Below are 14,982 nucleotides of genomic sequence, written 5' to 3'. Positions count from 1 at the left end.
CGAAAAGGCAATGGCGCGCAGGTTATGGCCTCGCTCCGTAATCTGTCAATATCCTTGTTGCGTATGGCCGGCGCCCGCTATATCGCCCCGGCGTTGCGATACTGTAGCCGCATAGGCCTCGGGGTCTTGCGCTTCCTAGGGGTGCAGCTTTGACTTTGCCGGATCCCTGGTGAAAAACCTGGGAAATATGATTTAAGATCTCTGTCACACTATACTTATTTCTCATATCCGAGATGTCCTGGGCCACGATCAGCCTCCCTGGCAACCTTGTCTCGTGGCAGACCAACGGATACGATCGCGTAAAGTACAATCGGCCGGTCAAAAGGCTGTTTTCAATGACTTCCAGGTATTCGCTGAAAGAGCCTTTGACCACCGGGCATCCCAGACAGGGTTCTTCCTTCTGACAGGCCACATCGAAAAAGGGTCTGCCAACCATCTCTTCAGGAGCCAACTCGACGAAATCGGCGGCTGCCCGATTCGCCCATAGAACATTCAAAGCATCATCATGATACACAATCATTTCCGACATAGAGTCCAGAATGGCCTCGAAAGGGATCCTGTTCTTGCAGCCAGACGGTCCTTCCGCCGTTGGTTGAAGCGGCGCTAATAGTGCGGACGCTCTCTGTTCCATTCCATACTCCCAAAGAAAAAAGTGAAAAAGACTTGCCATAGTTCAAATAAAGGTTTTTTACCATATTGCAACAACAGTTGCAAAATTTACATGACGACAGAAATATTTGCGCATACTGTAAGCCTGTAATATGTTAACCTCCGAAACGAGGTAAAACATGCGCAAGCTTGAAATTACAGATCCCGATATCATGCGGATGGCAATCCAGGACGAGATTGCGAGATCCGAGGAATCGCGCTACGACCATCGACTTCATGGCGTCCTGCTGGTCTGCCAGGGATTCAGCTGTGCGAAGGTCGCAGACCTGCTGAACCACAGTCCTCGTACAGTTCAGTACTGGGTAAAACGTTTCGAGAAAAGCGGCTTTGCAGGCCTTCAAGAAACCGAAAGGCCTGGCCGCCCAAAATCCCTGGATGACATGACCATCGAGGCCGTCGCCTCTGACCTGAGGAAATCGCCCGAGACCTTCGGCTACCGCCAAAATCTCTGGGATGGCAAGTTGCTCAGCCATCACCTTGCCACCCAGTACCGGGTCGATCTCGGAGTACGGCAATGCCAGCGCCTTTTTCACCAGCTTGGGTTCAGACGGAGAAAACCATGACCGCTCATTGCACGATCTAACGCCAAAGCACAGCAGAGAGATATAAAAACTGCTGCGCCGGTCATCAAAGGGATATTCACTCTTCTCGGGGAGTTCAAGGCTGCGACGATTCCCTCTGAGCCCCTGCGAAAGGCCCTCGATTATACCCCGAACCATCAATTGAGGGTAGCTCGTATCCATCCGGAAATGATTTCCCGGTACAACCCAGTTTCCAATCCGGAAATGAGGATTTTTTGCCAATATCAAGGAAATCCAGCGTTTGCGCGGAGGCGACCTGGTGGTCGCCGCACAAGCAAATGTGCAGATTGACGCCGAGATTGGCAAAAAAGACCATTTCCGGATGGAAATTAGATAGTGTCCATCCGGAAATGATTTTCTTATAGAACCCAGTTTCCAATCCGGAAATGAGGATTTTTTGCCAATATCAAGGAAATCCAGCGTTTGCGCGGAGGCGACCTGGTGGTCGCCGCACAAGCAAATGTGCAGATTGACGCCGAGATTGGCAAAAAAGACCATTTCCGGATGGAAATTAGATAGTGTCCATCCGGAAATGATTTTCTTATAGAACCCAGTTTCCAATCCGGAAATGAGGATTTTTTGCCAATATCAAGGAAATCCAGCGTTTGCGCGGAGGCGACCTGGCGGTCGCCGCACAAGCAAATGTGCAGATTGACGCCGAGATTGGCAAAAAAGACCATTTCCGGATGGAAACTAAATATCAAAATGCTCCGTTTCATAACCACATGCTCACGCCCAACGGTTTCCGTGAAATCGACATCGGTTGGGAAACTATACAATGCGCTTTGACCCGATTTGATCGAAAACGCGTTATTCAAGCATCCGGTGCATACCTCAGACTCCCCTGAAAGGCAGAATCCAAAACCGAAAAAAGGAGCATTTGGAAAGTATTTCAGGACGGTAGGCTGATTCAGTTCATAGTCCGAAAGGGCCAGCCGGATGCCGGGGTTTAGAAAAACGGTCTTTATACTCCCCGAACCAACGGGTGGTGGGATTGTAAACTGGCCTTCGTTTAAAATATCTTGCTGACTGATGGAAAACAGTGGCCCTTTTTGCATTGTTTGCCACCTGCTGTTGGACGATGGGTTGACCGCATATGCCTCTATTGCCCGCCGACTCTCTCGGCTATGCCCCTGTAACACAACAGTTTCAGGGGACTTGGTCTTGCACTGGGAGGGCCGTAAAAACGCCACCATATGCCGCGTAAACGCGGCCAAAATGGCCTTTCTGCAAAGTGGGGATTATCCCGTTTTCGATATGGAAGCCGGTGATTCACAGATCAGGGCTGGGCTGGATCTGAACCTGAAGATTAAACAACCACCACAGAGTTTTTGGCATCTCCATAGTGCGTAGGAAAATTTCTATCAGCATCGTAATCATTCATCCAATCCGTGCCGTCAAGAAGATAGTGAAACTGATATTCTCTGCCCTTTTGAAGATCAATCACCACGTTGAATTCCCCCTTTCCCAATCTTTTCATGGGGGTGGAAGAAACATCCCAGTTGTTGAACTCGCCCACAACATGGACGGTCTTGGCGGATTTGGCCTGTCTTTTGTCCAGCCTGAACGTGACCCTGCATAGATGCCTTCTCTTGAGGTACTTTTTCTTGACACTCATGAAGAAATCTCCTGTGCGGTGATATATATTCCAAGCCCTTTTCGGGCATGGTGGTCAGGCGCTTTCCCATGAGGGTGACCTCAAAGGAAACCATATCCCCCCACATGCACACGGCTCAAATCGGTCAGAGGCATCAACCTTATGACGCGATTCACAAAAAAAGACGTAACCTATTGCACTCCAAAGGATTACGTCTTCACTTTCTCCGCGCGCAAGGACCGGAGGCCATAAGATATCTCTTATTCAATTTTGACTATAGAACATATATTCTCACCTCTAACTGATCCGAAAAAGCCCTTTTGTCAAGCCCTATTCAAGGAGCAGGGACATATTGTTTTTGGGCAGATTCATCTCCACTTAATGGGTCGTGTGAATGGTGCAGGTGATAGAATAAAGCCTCAGTTTGAGATAGATCATATCTCCGAATGCGCGTAACAGAGGAACTCTGGCTCTAAAAAAGGCAACTGAATTTCACGCCAATGATGAGCGGTTCGCCGGCACGACCCGCGCCGGCGGTGGTGTGGACCAGGTAGCTTTCATTCAGCAGGTTTCTTCCATAGATATAGGCCGCCCAGTTGGCGCGTTCATACCCTATTTTGGCATTGACAAGGGTGTAGCGCTCCTGTTTGATCAGGTTTTCTTCGTCCATGTATTTGGGGCCCATCGAGGCGGCTGAGAGGGCTCCGAAAAATCCACTGTCATGTCTGTACGTTGCGCCTACGGAGAGGCTGTACTCATTGGCATTGGGAAGCTGGTTGCCCGATAAATCCAGGCCGTCGGGATGATTATCATAACGGTCGAATTCGGCCTTGAGCCAGCCGAGCCCTGCAAGGAGATCCAGGCCTTTTGCCGCCCGCCAGCGAGCCTCCAGTTCCGCCCCGTAGCTGTGGGCTTCCGCCGCGTTCTGCATCAGCGCTACATTATCCTTTACGACGCTGACCTGCATATCGGTCACGTCCACATAAAAAGCCGCAGCGTTCAGCCCCAGGCGTTTGTCAGCCAGCAATCCCTTATATCCGAGTTCGTATGTCATGGTATATTCCGGATCCACCGGATCTCGAACAGCATCCATATCCACCTGATTGGCAGCATAATCGCCGACTTTGTATCCACGATCCACTGCCGCATAAATCCTTTCCCGGTCGGATAAGACGTAGGCGAGACTGGCCGATGGCATTACGCCAAACCAGCCGTCCTCACGAGAGAAGTCCTGACTGGGCCCGAGAGCGCTGCTGCCCATTTCAGACCATCCTTCCCATGTCAGTTTTCTCTTTTCATAGTCAAGGCGAAGCCCGGCTCGGAACTCCAGATCCTCCAAAAGCCTGAGGATGCCCTGACCAAAAAGCGCGGCCTCTTGGCTGTCGATCGATGAATCGGACAGCATGTGGAGCCCGGAATACGCACTCTCTTTTCCAAAGGCAAAGTCTGACGACATATCGATATCTTCTAACATTAGGAAGATGCCCGCCAGCCATTCGAAATTTCGAGAACAATTGCCGGTGACACGCAATTCCTGCGTCAGGGTATTGAAATCCTCGTCGTAGTCGAAGACCATCAGATCATATTGCGTGAAGTCTTGATCCCATAAGATCTCATAATCCGAATTGCTGTAATTTGTAATCGATGTGAGGGTAAACTCGGAAAACTTCCTTTCCCATGTCAGCGTAGGCGAAAGAAGGTGTCCTTTGTTCTCGCCTTCTTCATTATTGGTGGTTGTGGTTGTCGGCCCCAGAGAAACCGGCGCATAATCATCAAAGCCGCCATTATAGCTATCCGCCGTCATGGTAAACCTTACGAGATTGTCCTTCGAAAACAAAAAATCATATATGCCACGGCCGGAGAACTGCTCATGTCGACTCCCATCATCGGTGTTCAAAAAGGCATTCTTCATGTAGCCATCTCCACGGGAATAGCCAAACGCCAGGCGATACCCTTGATTGATTGCCACCGGTCCGCCAATAGCCGCCGTGGCCTTTTGGGTGTTATAGCTTTCCGCTTCTGCGTAGGCATCCAGTGAGAACTCGGGGGTAGGCTTTCTGGTAATCACGTTCACCACGCCGGCCAGGGTATTACGCCCATAAAAGAGGCCTTGGCCGCCCCTTATCAGCTCAACCCTTTCAACATCCAGGAACGTGTCGACTCCCACGTAAGGCGCGGCTACTCCATCCACATTGGTGTTCCACACTTTATTCATATTGGCTATACCACCGATGCCGCGAAACACCATCTGCGTCATATGCGAATCAATCTTGTCGATATTGATATTGGGTGTCAGCTCTGTCAACTCATCGATATTGTCGACACCCAAGTCCTCCATGACAAATCCATCAAACGCCGTGACGTTTCCCGGCACCTTCTGAACATCTTCTTCTTGCTTTTGGACTGTAACGGTCATTGTTTCGAGTTCATATTCCTCCCGGGAGTCGCCTTCTTGAACAGCCTTCTTTTCCAATATTTCCTCCTGGCCCGCTACAGAAGCTGCCGGCAAAAACAATACCCAAACGACCGAAAATAGCGCGGCAAGTATCCATAAGGTCTTTGCTTTGTACAGATTCATGATATTCTCTCCTATGTCAGCGGTTTTTCTGCCAGATCCCAATGCCGTCTATTTTGATTGAGGGGATGTCCGCAACCGCCCGATATTCGTGGACTCTGGATCCGCATCACGGGCATCGTGACGGCCGGCGAATTGCGTTGTATCCCTGGCCGGGGAAAGCATAAAGACGGGGATATACAGGGCGGCGGTAGTGGCGAAAAGCGCAGGATAGCCGAATATCCGAGCCACCACACCGCTCACCGCCACGAATGCAATTCCGCCGATGAAGGAAAAGGACATAACCAGCGCAATATCTGAGCCTTCCCTCCCCGGACGAGCAAATGCCATGGCGATGGTATAGAGCACAGTGATGAGCATGGCAAACGCCATGTGAATGCCGGCAAGAGCGCCATACACGATTGCATCCGAGCTGCTGCCGAGGGATATCGGGATGAATGAACTGCAGGCGGCTGCCGCCGAGAGGCAGGAGGCCGCAAACACACGGCTGTGCCCCCACCTTCGAATGCAAAACCCTGTGATCAGTGCTGTCGGCACGCCGGAAATGGGGGCTATCCCTAAGGTAATGGAAATAATGTCCCAGTCATACCCCTTGTCGACCAAGAGCGGCTTGCACATGGTCATTGTGCTGAAAACGCCGGCCAAGACCAGAAACACCGCCAGCATTAAGCGCGCAGCCCCAGGGATTCTAAAAAACGAGATTATATCCCCATACGAAGCCAACGACCGTGAAGCACTTCCCCTTTCCCGAGTAAAAAGAATGGGAAGCCCCAACAGCATGGTGATGCTGGATAAAACCGCGATAGTCGTTCCCCAGGACGTATGGAAATACAGGATCAGCGCTGCGCTCGAACCGAGCACTACGCCCAGCATATTGCCGGCCGTCTGAATGCCGTTTCCCACCCCGCGATCTCTGTGCTCGAGCGTTTTCGCCGCGTATGCGTCAACGGCGATGTCTTGGGTAGCTGCGAACATATAAGATAGGGTCATGAGTGCCGCCACCATGATGATATCCTCCCGAATGCTGAACAAAGCCGCACAAAGGGTGGTCAAAGCAAACAGCGGCTGCATGGCAACCACCCATTTCCGGTAATGATTGCTCTCGCCACCGAACCGGTCTACCAAAGGCGCCCAAAGAAATTTCAAGCCCCATGGGAGGCTGATCATACCGAGGCATCCGATCATCTCCAGAGAATACCCCTCTTGCCGAAGGATGATGGGAAGCGCATTCGCAGCGAAGTGCCCCGGCATGGTCTGGGCCGTATACAAACAGGCCAATACGCCGAACAGGGGCCTCTTCAGCATGGCTTGACCCCTCGGCACACCTGCATTACGACCATGCGCCGGCCCACCTCGATATTGGAGAATCCCGCAGCAGCAAGCATGGACCTCATCTCATCATCCGAATAGACTCGGAGGGAATAGAGCCAGCCGAACGTAAGTCTTCCCAGGATTCCCCTTGCGATGGTGACCATGGCAAACCTTCCTCCGGGCTTTAACACCCGGAATACCTCGGAGAGCACCGCCCCGGGGTCTTCCACAAAAAAGAACATATTCGCGCTGGCGCAGGCGGTAAAAGCGCCGGCCGGCCAGGGGAGGTTTTCGGCGTTTCCCTGGACTATCTCCACCCTCCCTCCCGCCACATACCGCCAGTTGATCTGTTTGGCCAGTTGCACCATAGCCTCGCTGTGATCCACGGCAGCGCCCCTGCTCACCTTGGAAAGGGCCATGTTCAAGAGCACCCCGCCCCCGCAGCCGATTTCACAATAGATATCCCCGTCACTCAGACAAAGACTGTCCAGGATGATCTTAAACGATCTGTAATGGGACCGGGGATGGGTATAGTTTTTGATTGCCCATTTCCCCTCCGGCTTGCGTGCTGTCCGGTCCACAAAGTCCTTCCATTTCGGATTGTTTTTCATTTGAAGCCCCTCATCATGTTTTGGCGTGCTCATTTCTTGAGGATAGGGCATATTGCAACCCTCCTGCTTTGCAGGGCGGACCTTTCATTTTGCAGGGCGGACCTTTTCGATCGAGAAACACCTTGGATACAGATTACAGAAGCGGGGCCGACGGAAGTAATGAGAAGGGATAAATGTGGATTGACCCAAAAGCTGATGAGCCTCTAAGAGACCATTAGAACTGACTCGCCCGGAAAAGAAGAGGAAACCTACGAGTAGTTTTTTAACTGCGGATAAGACATAGATATGGCGCTTGTTGGAAGTCTGCAAGCCCCTTGCCTGGGGAAACGGTCTTCGCGAAGATAGTCAGCCGGGGGCGTACCGAAATGCCGCTTGAATGCCTTGGTGAAGTTACTATGCTGGGCATAACCTACTTCAAACGCCACTTCCGTGACGCTCTTTTTCTTGGTCTCGAGCAGTTCTCTCGCCCGTTCAAGCCTGCTGATGCGTAGGTAATCAAACACGGTGGTTCCAAAAAGCTGCTGAAAACCCTTATTCAGTTTGTTCTTGTTAGTGCCAACCTGCCTGGCTAATTCGAACAGCGACGGCGGATCTTCAATGCTGTTCAGCAGGATTCTCCTGGCCTCCCGGATGCGGTCGACGTCATCCGAGCGCAACACGAGAGGCCGTGAGACGGTCTCCGGCCAGACCAGGTGTGCCATGCTTTGAAATAACAGCTCCAGTGTCTTTCCTTCAAGATAAAGCCTTCTCAGTGGAATCCCATAAGGGCAGTTGATGATTTGATGAACAACCACCCTTACAGAGGGCGTCATGGCTGACGTATGATGAAAGAAACTGCCATCACCATTTGCAATATCACGCAGACCGGCGGGAATCAGATCCTGGTGTCCCTCCATAACATCGTTCAATAACAGCGGCGCTATATGGATGGCCACGCCGCCCAGGGTGATCCCGATCGGAGATCTAGATATCCCCTGACACTCAGGCGCATAGGTCATAACGCTATGCCCAGGCTTAAAATGCCAGAAGTCCCTTTGCCCCTCTCTGCAGGTTACAGTGTGATGTATACCGCCCGAGAGGCTGAATGCCAGGACCAGCGGCGAATAATCGAGGTCAAAACTGATCGCAACACCTTCGGATAACCGATAGCTGCCGATGGCCAACATCAGGCCCGGCCGGAGCTTGAGCGCATACAAAAACCCCTTTCCGATCTTCTTCGGCCATTGCCAGTAGGCTTCATGCCCGTCCCTCCAGGCTTTGAACCCCCTGTAATCGGAGAAGTCCCCGAAAAGCTCGCGCGCGTTGATGATCACTGTGCCCTGTTCCATGGAAGTCCCATATGATATTTGGTCCGACGTTAGCCGGTATGTCGGCAGAAGAGCCGGTATGCCGCTCATCACCCTGCCCCCTCTAGCTTTAAGCCTGCCTCATGAATCAACGCCCCCGGCACCATGAGATTCAACCGCTGCTCTCAGGGTATGGGAGAATCGCTCATAATGCAACTGACTACCCGGAAAGAGAGCGTCGCGAAGCCCATAGATTGCCAAGTCTGAAGGCTTCTTCTCCATAAGCCAGGGAAAACGCCGAAAAGCCCCGGGTCTGTTGCACTGCTCTGCATCGGCCATCCTTGCAGCGTGGATCCCCTTACGGCACCTCAAAGGTCAATGTGGTCGAACAGAAGCACTCGTTGCATTTCGACTCCAACTCATCGGGCGCAGGGAATTTCCACTCAACTTTCACAAGCCACGTTCCGTGATGCAGGATTCTTACCTTTGTTTCTCTCACAGCTTTTTCATTACGCTGATGACTCTGGAAGGATGCGCATGCGATTTTGAAAGCCGTTCATGATCGTGCTTCCGAGATGATCAAGGCATGCGAAATACTTGCAATAGGTAGCGTCTCTCCTTTTCTTCCGCCAGAACCTTTCTGTAAGGTCAAGTTTGGCAAATGAAAGGGGCTTCATTTCAGTGAGCGCGTTTTGAGCCGCTGCCCGCGGCTTTACCCTGCCACTCCCCTCTTGTCAACCCTCCCCCCGGCGAGAGTCTCCCTCATCCATTAGAGTCGTTTCTTGATCCAGTTGCCGCAGGGCCTTTAGCGCATCGTCCTTTTGACTTGAATACCTGGCCGCATTCTGAAACGCGCGGCGCGCGCTCCGCAAGTCCTTTGCATTCCAGGCCGCATATCCTGCCATGAGCCAGGCCCTATCTGCTTTCGTCTGTTGGGAAGCGGCGTTTTCATAGGCCTGAGCGGCCTCGGGGTACCTTTTCAGCTGATAGAGGAGGTCTCCTTTCAGCAACACAAGACGGGGACTGTGTTGCATGGCAAGGGCCTTTTCCACCCATTCAAGGGCCTTTTCAGGCCGATGGAGGCGGATATACCCCTGGGCGATCTGGTAGGCCATGTCCGGTTGCGGTTTTCCCCGTGCAAGCTTCTCATAAAACCAAACCGCCTGAACCGGAACATCCAGGGCCATGTTCAGGTCTGCAACGATCTTTTCCTCCTGGTCCGTAAGGCATTCAAGAAAACCCTTTATGCGCAGTGCGATCAGTGCCGACCTGTAGTCATTCTCCTTGAGGTACAAGTGGGCCAGGCCTTTCCACCATCCGGGCTCCTCAGGGTATTCGAGGATCAGATGCTCGAGATACTCTCGGGCGTCTGCCTTCATGTTCAGAGAGAGATAGGTATGAAGCCTGGCCTCCTGCCACTGGCGGCGTTTCCCCCCTCCTGTCTTTTCCGAGAGGGCTTCAATAAACGGGAGGGCCTTCCGGGGCTGATCCGAGTCAAGATATGCCTGGACCAGGACCTCCTTCCATTCATGCCTGATCTCGGCCGGCGGATGCTCCTTCAGGAGGATCTGGAACGCCCCCAGGGCCGATTTGGAGTCCCCGGCAGTCATGAAACAGGCAGCGCCGTAATAGAGGATTTCAGAATCCTTTTTGGGGGCGGTCTCATACCCTTTTAGGAAGGCGTGGCCTGCCCGGCCATGCGCGTTCATGTCATAGCAGCATTTAGCCAGGTTCATCCACCCTGCGTGGAAATGGGGGTTCTGGCTTACGGCAGCCCGATAATGGGTCTCTGCTGCGGTATGATTTTTGCCCATCAGCCAGCAGTTGCCCAGGGTAAAATGGACCAGGTAGTGGTCATATCCCTTTGAGGCCTTCTCCTTTGCATCCAGCCTCCTCCCTTCTTCCGTGAATCGCTCGAGCACGGCAGCAGCCTCTGCAAACCGGTCCTTTTCCATCAATTGCTGAGCCTCGTGAATCGCCATCCGTGCGGCCGGAGGGACATCGTCTCCCTGACTCCCGCGGGAGGCCGAAGAAACCCCCAGGAGCATGATTACCATAGGCCACAACCCAAAGGCATATTTTGACACGGGGGTCATCCTTTCTCCTTCTGGAGATCGAATTGAACGGTTGTCTTCACCCATGTCTTGACAGGGATGCCGTCCACGGTCCCCGGCGTAAAGCGCCATATCGAAACACAGCGGATCACGGCCTCGTCAAAGACCTTTTCCGGACGGCTTTCAACGATCCGGATGTCTTCCACCCGGCCCTGCTCGTTTACGATGAAGCGGACCTTGACCCACCCTTCGATCCCCATCCGTCTCGCCTTCATCGGATATACAGGAGGGACCCGGGCAAGGGTGGTCAGGGGATGATCGATCTCGCCCATCTCATAAGATCCCTTCAGTACCGGCGCGTCTGGCGCGCCTAACGAAACCGTCTTCATAGGCGGGACCGACACGGCGCATGGAACCGGCGGCAGTTTCGGGTTGATTTCAAACGGCAGATCCATAGTTTGTCTTACCGGCCGATTGGCATAAACCATCTTCTTCGGGCTCACCTTCTTCGGGGTTTCGTTAACCTTCGGCTCTTCCCTTTTCTCCTCTCTCCGGGCCCGGGGTTCGGGATGTTTGATCCGGACGATATTGACCATTTCGATACACGGCTCACACTCGAGCCTCCTCGAACCCCTCTTGTCGATCAACCGCGGCATGAGATCGAACAAGACCACGTTGAGCCCCAGAGACAACCCTACCGCGACCGTCCAGAGGATTGCGGATCGCGCAGGGCTCCGGGTTTCCATCCGGTGTAGTGCAGCAGATCCCATCACCACGCCCATCTCGTTACTCCCCTGTTTCCGATAGGAGACCCGCGCCTAATGAGACACTTTTGGCCCCCGCCAGCTTGCATTCGTCCATGACGTTGATGGCAATGCCGGTACGGCTTTCCCGGTCGGCCACCACGATGACGGCCCCTTCCGGATTCTCGGCCAGGGCCCGTTCCACATGCGCCCTTACCGCGCGAATATCGATCTCGCGCCGGTCCATGAAGATTCGATCTTCCTCGGTGACTCCAATCAGGATATTGGCCTTTTCCTTGCTGACCGCCGTAGCCGCGGTCGGCCGGTCGATGTCGATCCCTGTTTCCCTGACAAAACTGGTGGTCACCAGGAAAAAGATCAGCAGGATAAAAACCATGTCTATCAAAGGCGCGATGTTCAGCTCGATCCCCCGTTTCCTCGCCTTTCGCGCTGCGGATATGTTCAGCATGATCCCCTCTCCCACAACATAAAACAGCCCCCCATACGATTACACATGCCGCCTCAGATAGATGCCCACCGCTGAGATCCGTTGTTTCAGGTTCTCGGCCCGGCGACTCAGAAACCCGCTCATATAAAGCCCGGGTATTGCCACCAAAAGCCCGGTCTGGGTCGTGATCAGGGCCTCCGAAATCCCCCCGGCCATGGCCTTGGCGTTCCCCGTCCCGAAAATCGAGATAATGTCAAATGTGGCGATCATCCCGGTCACCGTGCCCAAGAGGCCCAGCAAGGGCGCCATCGCCGCAAGAACGGCGATCAAAGAGAGGTGCCGGTTCAATGAGGACGTCAGAACGAGCACGGTCTCATCCAGAATGAATCGATCCACCTCGGCCATGCCGCACCGACGAAGCAGAAAGGCGTTGACCAGCAGGGCCCCAGCCCCCCTGTACTGCTTGGGATCCGGCAGTTGGCAGGCCTTTACATGCGCCAGGGCTGTTTTTCGGCTCATATTCTTCCGGTACAATCGCCTGAAGAAAAAGACCCGGTTGACAATGAGCGACCACATCACCACCGAGAGGACCGCCAGGGGAACCATGACCACGCCCCCTGCACAAAAATAGTCCTCCAGACCGAGAAAATGATCGTGAAAGACCCCCATCATCTCCCCTCCCGTGCCTTGAACACGGTGTTTACAAATGAAACCGCCTTCTTTTCCATCTGGCCGATCAGGTTCTCGACCTTTCCGGACAAGAGGGTGTGACACAGCATGATGGGAATAGCCACTGAAAGCCCCAGCATAGTGGTCACCAGGGCCTCGGATATTCCGCCCGACATCATCCTTGGATCCCCGGTGCCATAATAGGTGATCACATGGAAGGTATTGATCATGCCGGTAACGGTTCCCAGGAGTCCCAGCAGGGGCGCGATCGCCCCCAGCATGCCCAGGGTGGACAAAAACCGCTCCAGCTTCGGGACTTCGTTCAGCGTAGCCTCCTGGAGCACGTTCTCCAGGTCCTCACGGCCCATATCCCGACCATTGATACCTGCCAGGAGCACATTGGGCATCGGCTTTTTCCCGGCCTGGTTGCAAAGCTCCACACACCTGTCCCACTCGCTCCGGCTTGCATGGCCGCATACCGCATCCACAAAGCGGTCTGTTTTCATTCCTTTCCGGAACAGATAGAAGGTCCTCTCCAGAATAATCAGCAAGGCCAGAACCCCGATGCCGAGGATCGGGTACACGATGGGGCCGCCCTTGGGGATCTGTTCCATGAGGCTCAGTTGATGGGTCAATTGCCGCAAGGCCGCACCCTTGGACATATCGATGGGAACATCCTCCGATTCACCCTTCAGATACGCCTCCAGCTTTCTTGCCATACGCGGCGGAGGAGCTTCGGAAAGGGCAAAAAGATGTCGATTGTCGTCGGAATAGAGCAAAAACCCGGTCTCTCCGGCAACCTTATAGGCAGCTGAGAAATTCCCCAGCACCAGGATGTCGCCGGAAACCTCTTCCCCGGCTCGATTGACAAACGCTCCCTCCTTTATCCGAACCTGACCCGATAAACTGATTTCATCAAACAGGAGATCCACCATCGCCCGGATGTGATCCATCCCCGGATATTCCGTCTGGTTCAAGATCGGCTGCAATGCCGCCTCCCGGCCCGCGACAAGGGCGCTCTGCAGGCTCCGGCCCAGAAGAAGGTCAGTATCCTTGGCATTGACACGCACAAATCCAACCAGTTCCCGGACAGCCCCCTCCACCTCCTGCCGGCGGCCAAGCAATTCCCTCTCCTTGGCTTGAAGGGCCTTCAGACTCTCTGCCAATGCCAGGCTTTCAGTCGTCAGCCGCTCCTTTTCTCCACTCAGCCGCTCAAGTGATCGGTTGAGTGCCGATCTGTCGGCAAATATGCCTTGCCTGCTCTCTTCCGCCTCCCTCGCCGCACGCTCCTTTTCCTCCCTTGCCTTCTCCAGTATGATCGCCCGCCTCTCCCTGGCCTCGGTCTGCACGGCCCTCATATCCTGGGCAAAGGCTGCTGTGGACACACACAGTAGGATCATGGCCACAAGGCACATACCAGATCCCCTTTTCATTTCATCACCAGCCTTCCAAGCGGCAGAACCAGCAGATCCACCGGTCGTTGCTTCGCCCCCATCTCCATGGCCGCGCTGATCGCCTGGTTGTATCCAGGCGGAAACTTCTTCCACTCAAAGGCCGCCGGATCAAAATGCCCGGCCATCTTCCCGTCCAGAGATTGGAAAAACAATGAGATCCGTCCCAATCGGAAGATGTTGACCTGGATCTCCTTGCCGTCAATCTCGACCTCTTCACGGTACACCTCCACGGTGTTCCCGTACTCCGCCTCGACCGACAGGGCCTCCATCACCTTCCTGAACTTCTCACCGGCAGAGACCGTGGCGTCATCCAGGGTCCGTCTCAGGGTCTCAAGGCGTCTCTCCCGTTCATCCCGAAGAAACGGGACATCCCCCCTCACCAGGGTCTCCAGCCGGTCATAGGTCTCTTCAAGAAAGGGAAGAAGCTCTTCCGATATACCGGCAATCTGCCCAATCTCACGTTCAAGGGATTCCACCGAGCCACGGAGGACCGCCACGTCCTTCTCCAAGGCCTCGTTTTCCACACCCAGCCGATCGTTGTCATGCTCCAGCCTCTCATACTCCTCCTTAAGCCTCAGTCGCTCCTCAGCCCATTTGTCCTCAGCCTTCTGGGTCTCCTGCCGAATCGTTATGGACTGGTCGATGCTCTTTTGCGCCTGATCCGCTTCTCTCCCGGCCATCGAATGCCTCTGCGCCATACACACGAGGATGAAGAGCAACGGAATTAGAAGAAAACCTCTTTTATGAATACGATGATTCGTCATTTCTATCTCCCTCAGACAAAAAAAAGCGTAACCTGGATTTTTTTCCATCCAAGTTACGCCTTCACTTTCTCCGCGTCTTTGAGCCGCGAAGAACGTAAGACATTCCTCTTTAAGCTTGATCTCGCTAATTAATTTCGAACTGACTAATTATTTCAAAGCATCTCTTTTGTCAAGACTTTTCTTTCACTATAAGAGGGTTCCAGATCAGATAGCTGTATAA

Annotated in this window: 16 protein-coding genes; 1 reads left to right on the top strand and 15 read right to left on the bottom strand. The window is 53.5% G+C overall.

Annotated elements, in window-relative coordinates; translation table 11 throughout:
* Positions 1–22: 22 nt before the first annotated feature.
* The gene (locus tag ACZ500_RS04785; protein ID WP_464232998.1) at positions 23–520 is read right to left on the bottom strand and encodes a PAS domain-containing protein; all 498 of its coding nucleotides are present in this window, start codon (positions 518–520) and stop codon (positions 23–25) included.
* A 268-nt stretch (positions 521–788) separates the two neighbouring features.
* Here ACZ500_RS04785 and ACZ500_RS04780 point away from each other — a divergent pair, with 268 nt between their 5' ends.
* On the top strand, positions 789–1,232 hold the full coding sequence (locus ACZ500_RS04780; RefSeq protein WP_464231383.1) for a helix-turn-helix domain-containing protein: 444 nt from the start codon (positions 789–791) through the stop codon (positions 1,230–1,232).
* Positions 1,233–1,326: 94 nt separating this feature from the next.
* On the opposite strand, the gene ACZ500_RS04775 is transcribed toward ACZ500_RS04780, so the two are convergent.
* From ACZ500_RS04775 to ACZ500_RS04710, 14 genes are all read right to left on the bottom strand, one after another.
* On the bottom strand, positions 1,327–1,566 hold the full coding sequence (locus tag ACZ500_RS04775; protein ID WP_464231382.1) for a hypothetical protein: 240 nt from the start codon (positions 1,564–1,566) through the stop codon (positions 1,327–1,329).
* Between the two features lie 43 nt (positions 1,567–1,609).
* Positions 1,610–1,930, bottom strand: coding sequence for a hypothetical protein (locus ACZ500_RS04770; RefSeq protein WP_464231381.1), 321 nt, complete (start codon positions 1,928–1,930; stop codon positions 1,610–1,612).
* 469 nt (positions 1,931–2,399) lie between these two features.
* Positions 2,400–2,483 (bottom strand): hypothetical protein, encoded by an 84-nt coding sequence (locus tag ACZ500_RS04765; RefSeq protein ID WP_464232997.1) that lies wholly within the window; start codon positions 2,481–2,483, stop codon positions 2,400–2,402.
* A 76-nt stretch (positions 2,484–2,559) separates the two neighbouring features.
* On the bottom strand, positions 2,560–2,868 hold the full coding sequence (locus tag ACZ500_RS04760) for an isoamylase early set domain-containing protein (protein ID WP_464231380.1): 309 nt from the start codon (positions 2,866–2,868) through the stop codon (positions 2,560–2,562).
* Positions 2,869–3,319: 451 nt separating this feature from the next.
* A complete protein-coding gene (locus tag ACZ500_RS04755; RefSeq protein WP_464231379.1) occupies positions 3,320–5,425 on the bottom strand; it encodes a TonB-dependent receptor in 2,106 nt (701 codons plus the stop codon).
* Positions 5,426–5,473: 48 nt separating this feature from the next.
* Positions 5,474–6,673: an MFS transporter gene (locus ACZ500_RS04750; protein ID WP_464232996.1), complete on the bottom strand. Its 1,200-nt coding sequence runs from the start codon at positions 6,671–6,673 to the stop codon at positions 5,474–5,476.
* A gap of 47 nt (positions 6,674–6,720) precedes the next feature.
* Positions 6,721–7,344: a class I SAM-dependent methyltransferase gene (locus ACZ500_RS04745; protein ID WP_464231378.1), complete on the bottom strand. Its 624-nt coding sequence runs from the start codon at positions 7,342–7,344 to the stop codon at positions 6,721–6,723.
* A 248-nt stretch (positions 7,345–7,592) separates the two neighbouring features.
* Positions 7,593–8,672 (bottom strand): helix-turn-helix domain-containing protein, encoded by a 1,080-nt coding sequence (locus ACZ500_RS04740; protein ID WP_464231377.1) that lies wholly within the window; start codon positions 8,670–8,672, stop codon positions 7,593–7,595.
* Positions 8,673–9,364: 692 nt separating this feature from the next.
* On the bottom strand, positions 9,365–10,726 hold the full coding sequence (locus ACZ500_RS04735) for a tetratricopeptide repeat protein (RefSeq protein ID WP_464231376.1): 1,362 nt from the start codon (positions 10,724–10,726) through the stop codon (positions 9,365–9,367).
* Positions 10,723–11,430: an energy transducer TonB gene (locus tag ACZ500_RS04730; RefSeq protein WP_464231375.1), complete on the bottom strand. Its 708-nt coding sequence runs from the start codon at positions 11,428–11,430 to the stop codon at positions 10,723–10,725. The genes ACZ500_RS04735 and ACZ500_RS04730 overlap by 4 nt, the downstream gene beginning before the upstream one ends.
* Before the next feature lie 40 nt (positions 11,431–11,470).
* Positions 11,471–11,896 carry an ExbD/TolR family protein gene (locus ACZ500_RS04725; RefSeq protein ID WP_464230819.1) on the bottom strand — a complete coding sequence of 142 codons (426 nt, stop codon included), beginning with the start codon at positions 11,894–11,896 and terminating at the stop codon, positions 11,471–11,473.
* Between the two features lie 39 nt (positions 11,897–11,935).
* Positions 11,936–12,544: a MotA/TolQ/ExbB proton channel family protein gene (locus tag ACZ500_RS04720; protein ID WP_464232995.1), complete on the bottom strand. Its 609-nt coding sequence runs from the start codon at positions 12,542–12,544 to the stop codon at positions 11,936–11,938.
* On the bottom strand, positions 12,544–13,959 hold the full coding sequence (locus ACZ500_RS04715; protein WP_464231374.1) for a MotA/TolQ/ExbB proton channel family protein: 1,416 nt from the start codon (positions 13,957–13,959) through the stop codon (positions 12,544–12,546). The genes ACZ500_RS04720 and ACZ500_RS04715 overlap by 1 nt, the downstream gene beginning before the upstream one ends.
* 14 nt (positions 13,960–13,973) lie before the next feature.
* Positions 13,974–14,678, bottom strand: a complete 705-nt coding sequence (locus tag ACZ500_RS04710) for a DUF3450 domain-containing protein (protein ID WP_464231373.1) — start codon at positions 14,676–14,678, stop codon at positions 13,974–13,976.
* Positions 14,679–14,982 lie beyond the last annotated feature (304 nt).

Source organism: Desulfatiglans parachlorophenolica, from assembly GCF_055394735.1.
Note: the sequence above shows the minus strand (reverse complement) of the source record. Positions and strands in the feature narration are given on the sequence as shown.

Excerpts from the sequence above, each read along its gene's own strand:
- ACZ500_RS04730 (WP_464231375.1), bottom strand. The coding sequence starts at position 11,430 with ATGGAAACCCGGAGCCCTGCGCGATCCGCAATCCTCTGGACGGTCGCG.
- ACZ500_RS04710 (WP_464231373.1), bottom strand. The coding sequence starts at position 14,678 with ATGGCCGGGAGAGAAGCGGATCAGGCGCAAAAGAGCATCGACCAGTCC.
- ACZ500_RS04720 (WP_464232995.1), bottom strand. The coding sequence starts at position 12,544 with ATGGGGGTCTTTCACGATCATTTTCTCGGTCTGGAGGACTATTTTTGT.
- ACZ500_RS04785 (WP_464232998.1), bottom strand. The coding sequence starts at position 520 with ATGATTGTGTATCATGATGATGCTTTGAATGTTCTATGGGCGAATCGG.
- ACZ500_RS04750 (WP_464232996.1), bottom strand. The coding sequence starts at position 6,673 with ATGCCGGGGCACTTCGCTGCGAATGCGCTTCCCATCATCCTTCGGCAA.
- ACZ500_RS04725 (WP_464230819.1), bottom strand. The coding sequence starts at position 11,896 with ATGCTGAACATATCCGCAGCGCGAAAGGCGAGGAAACGGGGGATCGAG.
- ACZ500_RS04740 (WP_464231377.1), bottom strand. The coding sequence starts at position 8,672 with ATGGAACAGGGCACAGTGATCATCAACGCGCGCGAGCTTTTCGGGGAC.
- ACZ500_RS04770 (WP_464231381.1), bottom strand. The coding sequence starts at position 1,930 with ATGGTCTTTTTTGCCAATCTCGGCGTCAATCTGCACATTTGCTTGTGC.
- ACZ500_RS04735 (WP_464231376.1), bottom strand. The coding sequence starts at position 10,726 with ATGACCCCCGTGTCAAAATATGCCTTTGGGTTGTGGCCTATGGTAATC.
- ACZ500_RS04745 (WP_464231378.1), bottom strand. The coding sequence starts at position 7,344 with ATGAAAAACAATCCGAAATGGAAGGACTTTGTGGACCGGACAGCACGC.
- ACZ500_RS04775 (WP_464231382.1), bottom strand. The coding sequence starts at position 1,566 with ATGGTCTTTTTTGCCAATCTCGGCGTCAATCTGCACATTTGCTTGTGC.
- ACZ500_RS04760 (WP_464231380.1), bottom strand. The coding sequence starts at position 2,868 with ATGAGTGTCAAGAAAAAGTACCTCAAGAGAAGGCATCTATGCAGGGTC.
- ACZ500_RS04755 (WP_464231379.1), bottom strand. The coding sequence starts at position 5,425 with ATGAATCTGTACAAAGCAAAGACCTTATGGATACTTGCCGCGCTATTT.
- ACZ500_RS04715 (WP_464231374.1), bottom strand. The coding sequence starts at position 13,959 with ATGTGCCTTGTGGCCATGATCCTACTGTGTGTGTCCACAGCAGCCTTT.
- ACZ500_RS04780 (WP_464231383.1), top strand. The coding sequence starts at position 789 with ATGCGCAAGCTTGAAATTACAGATCCCGATATCATGCGGATGGCAATC.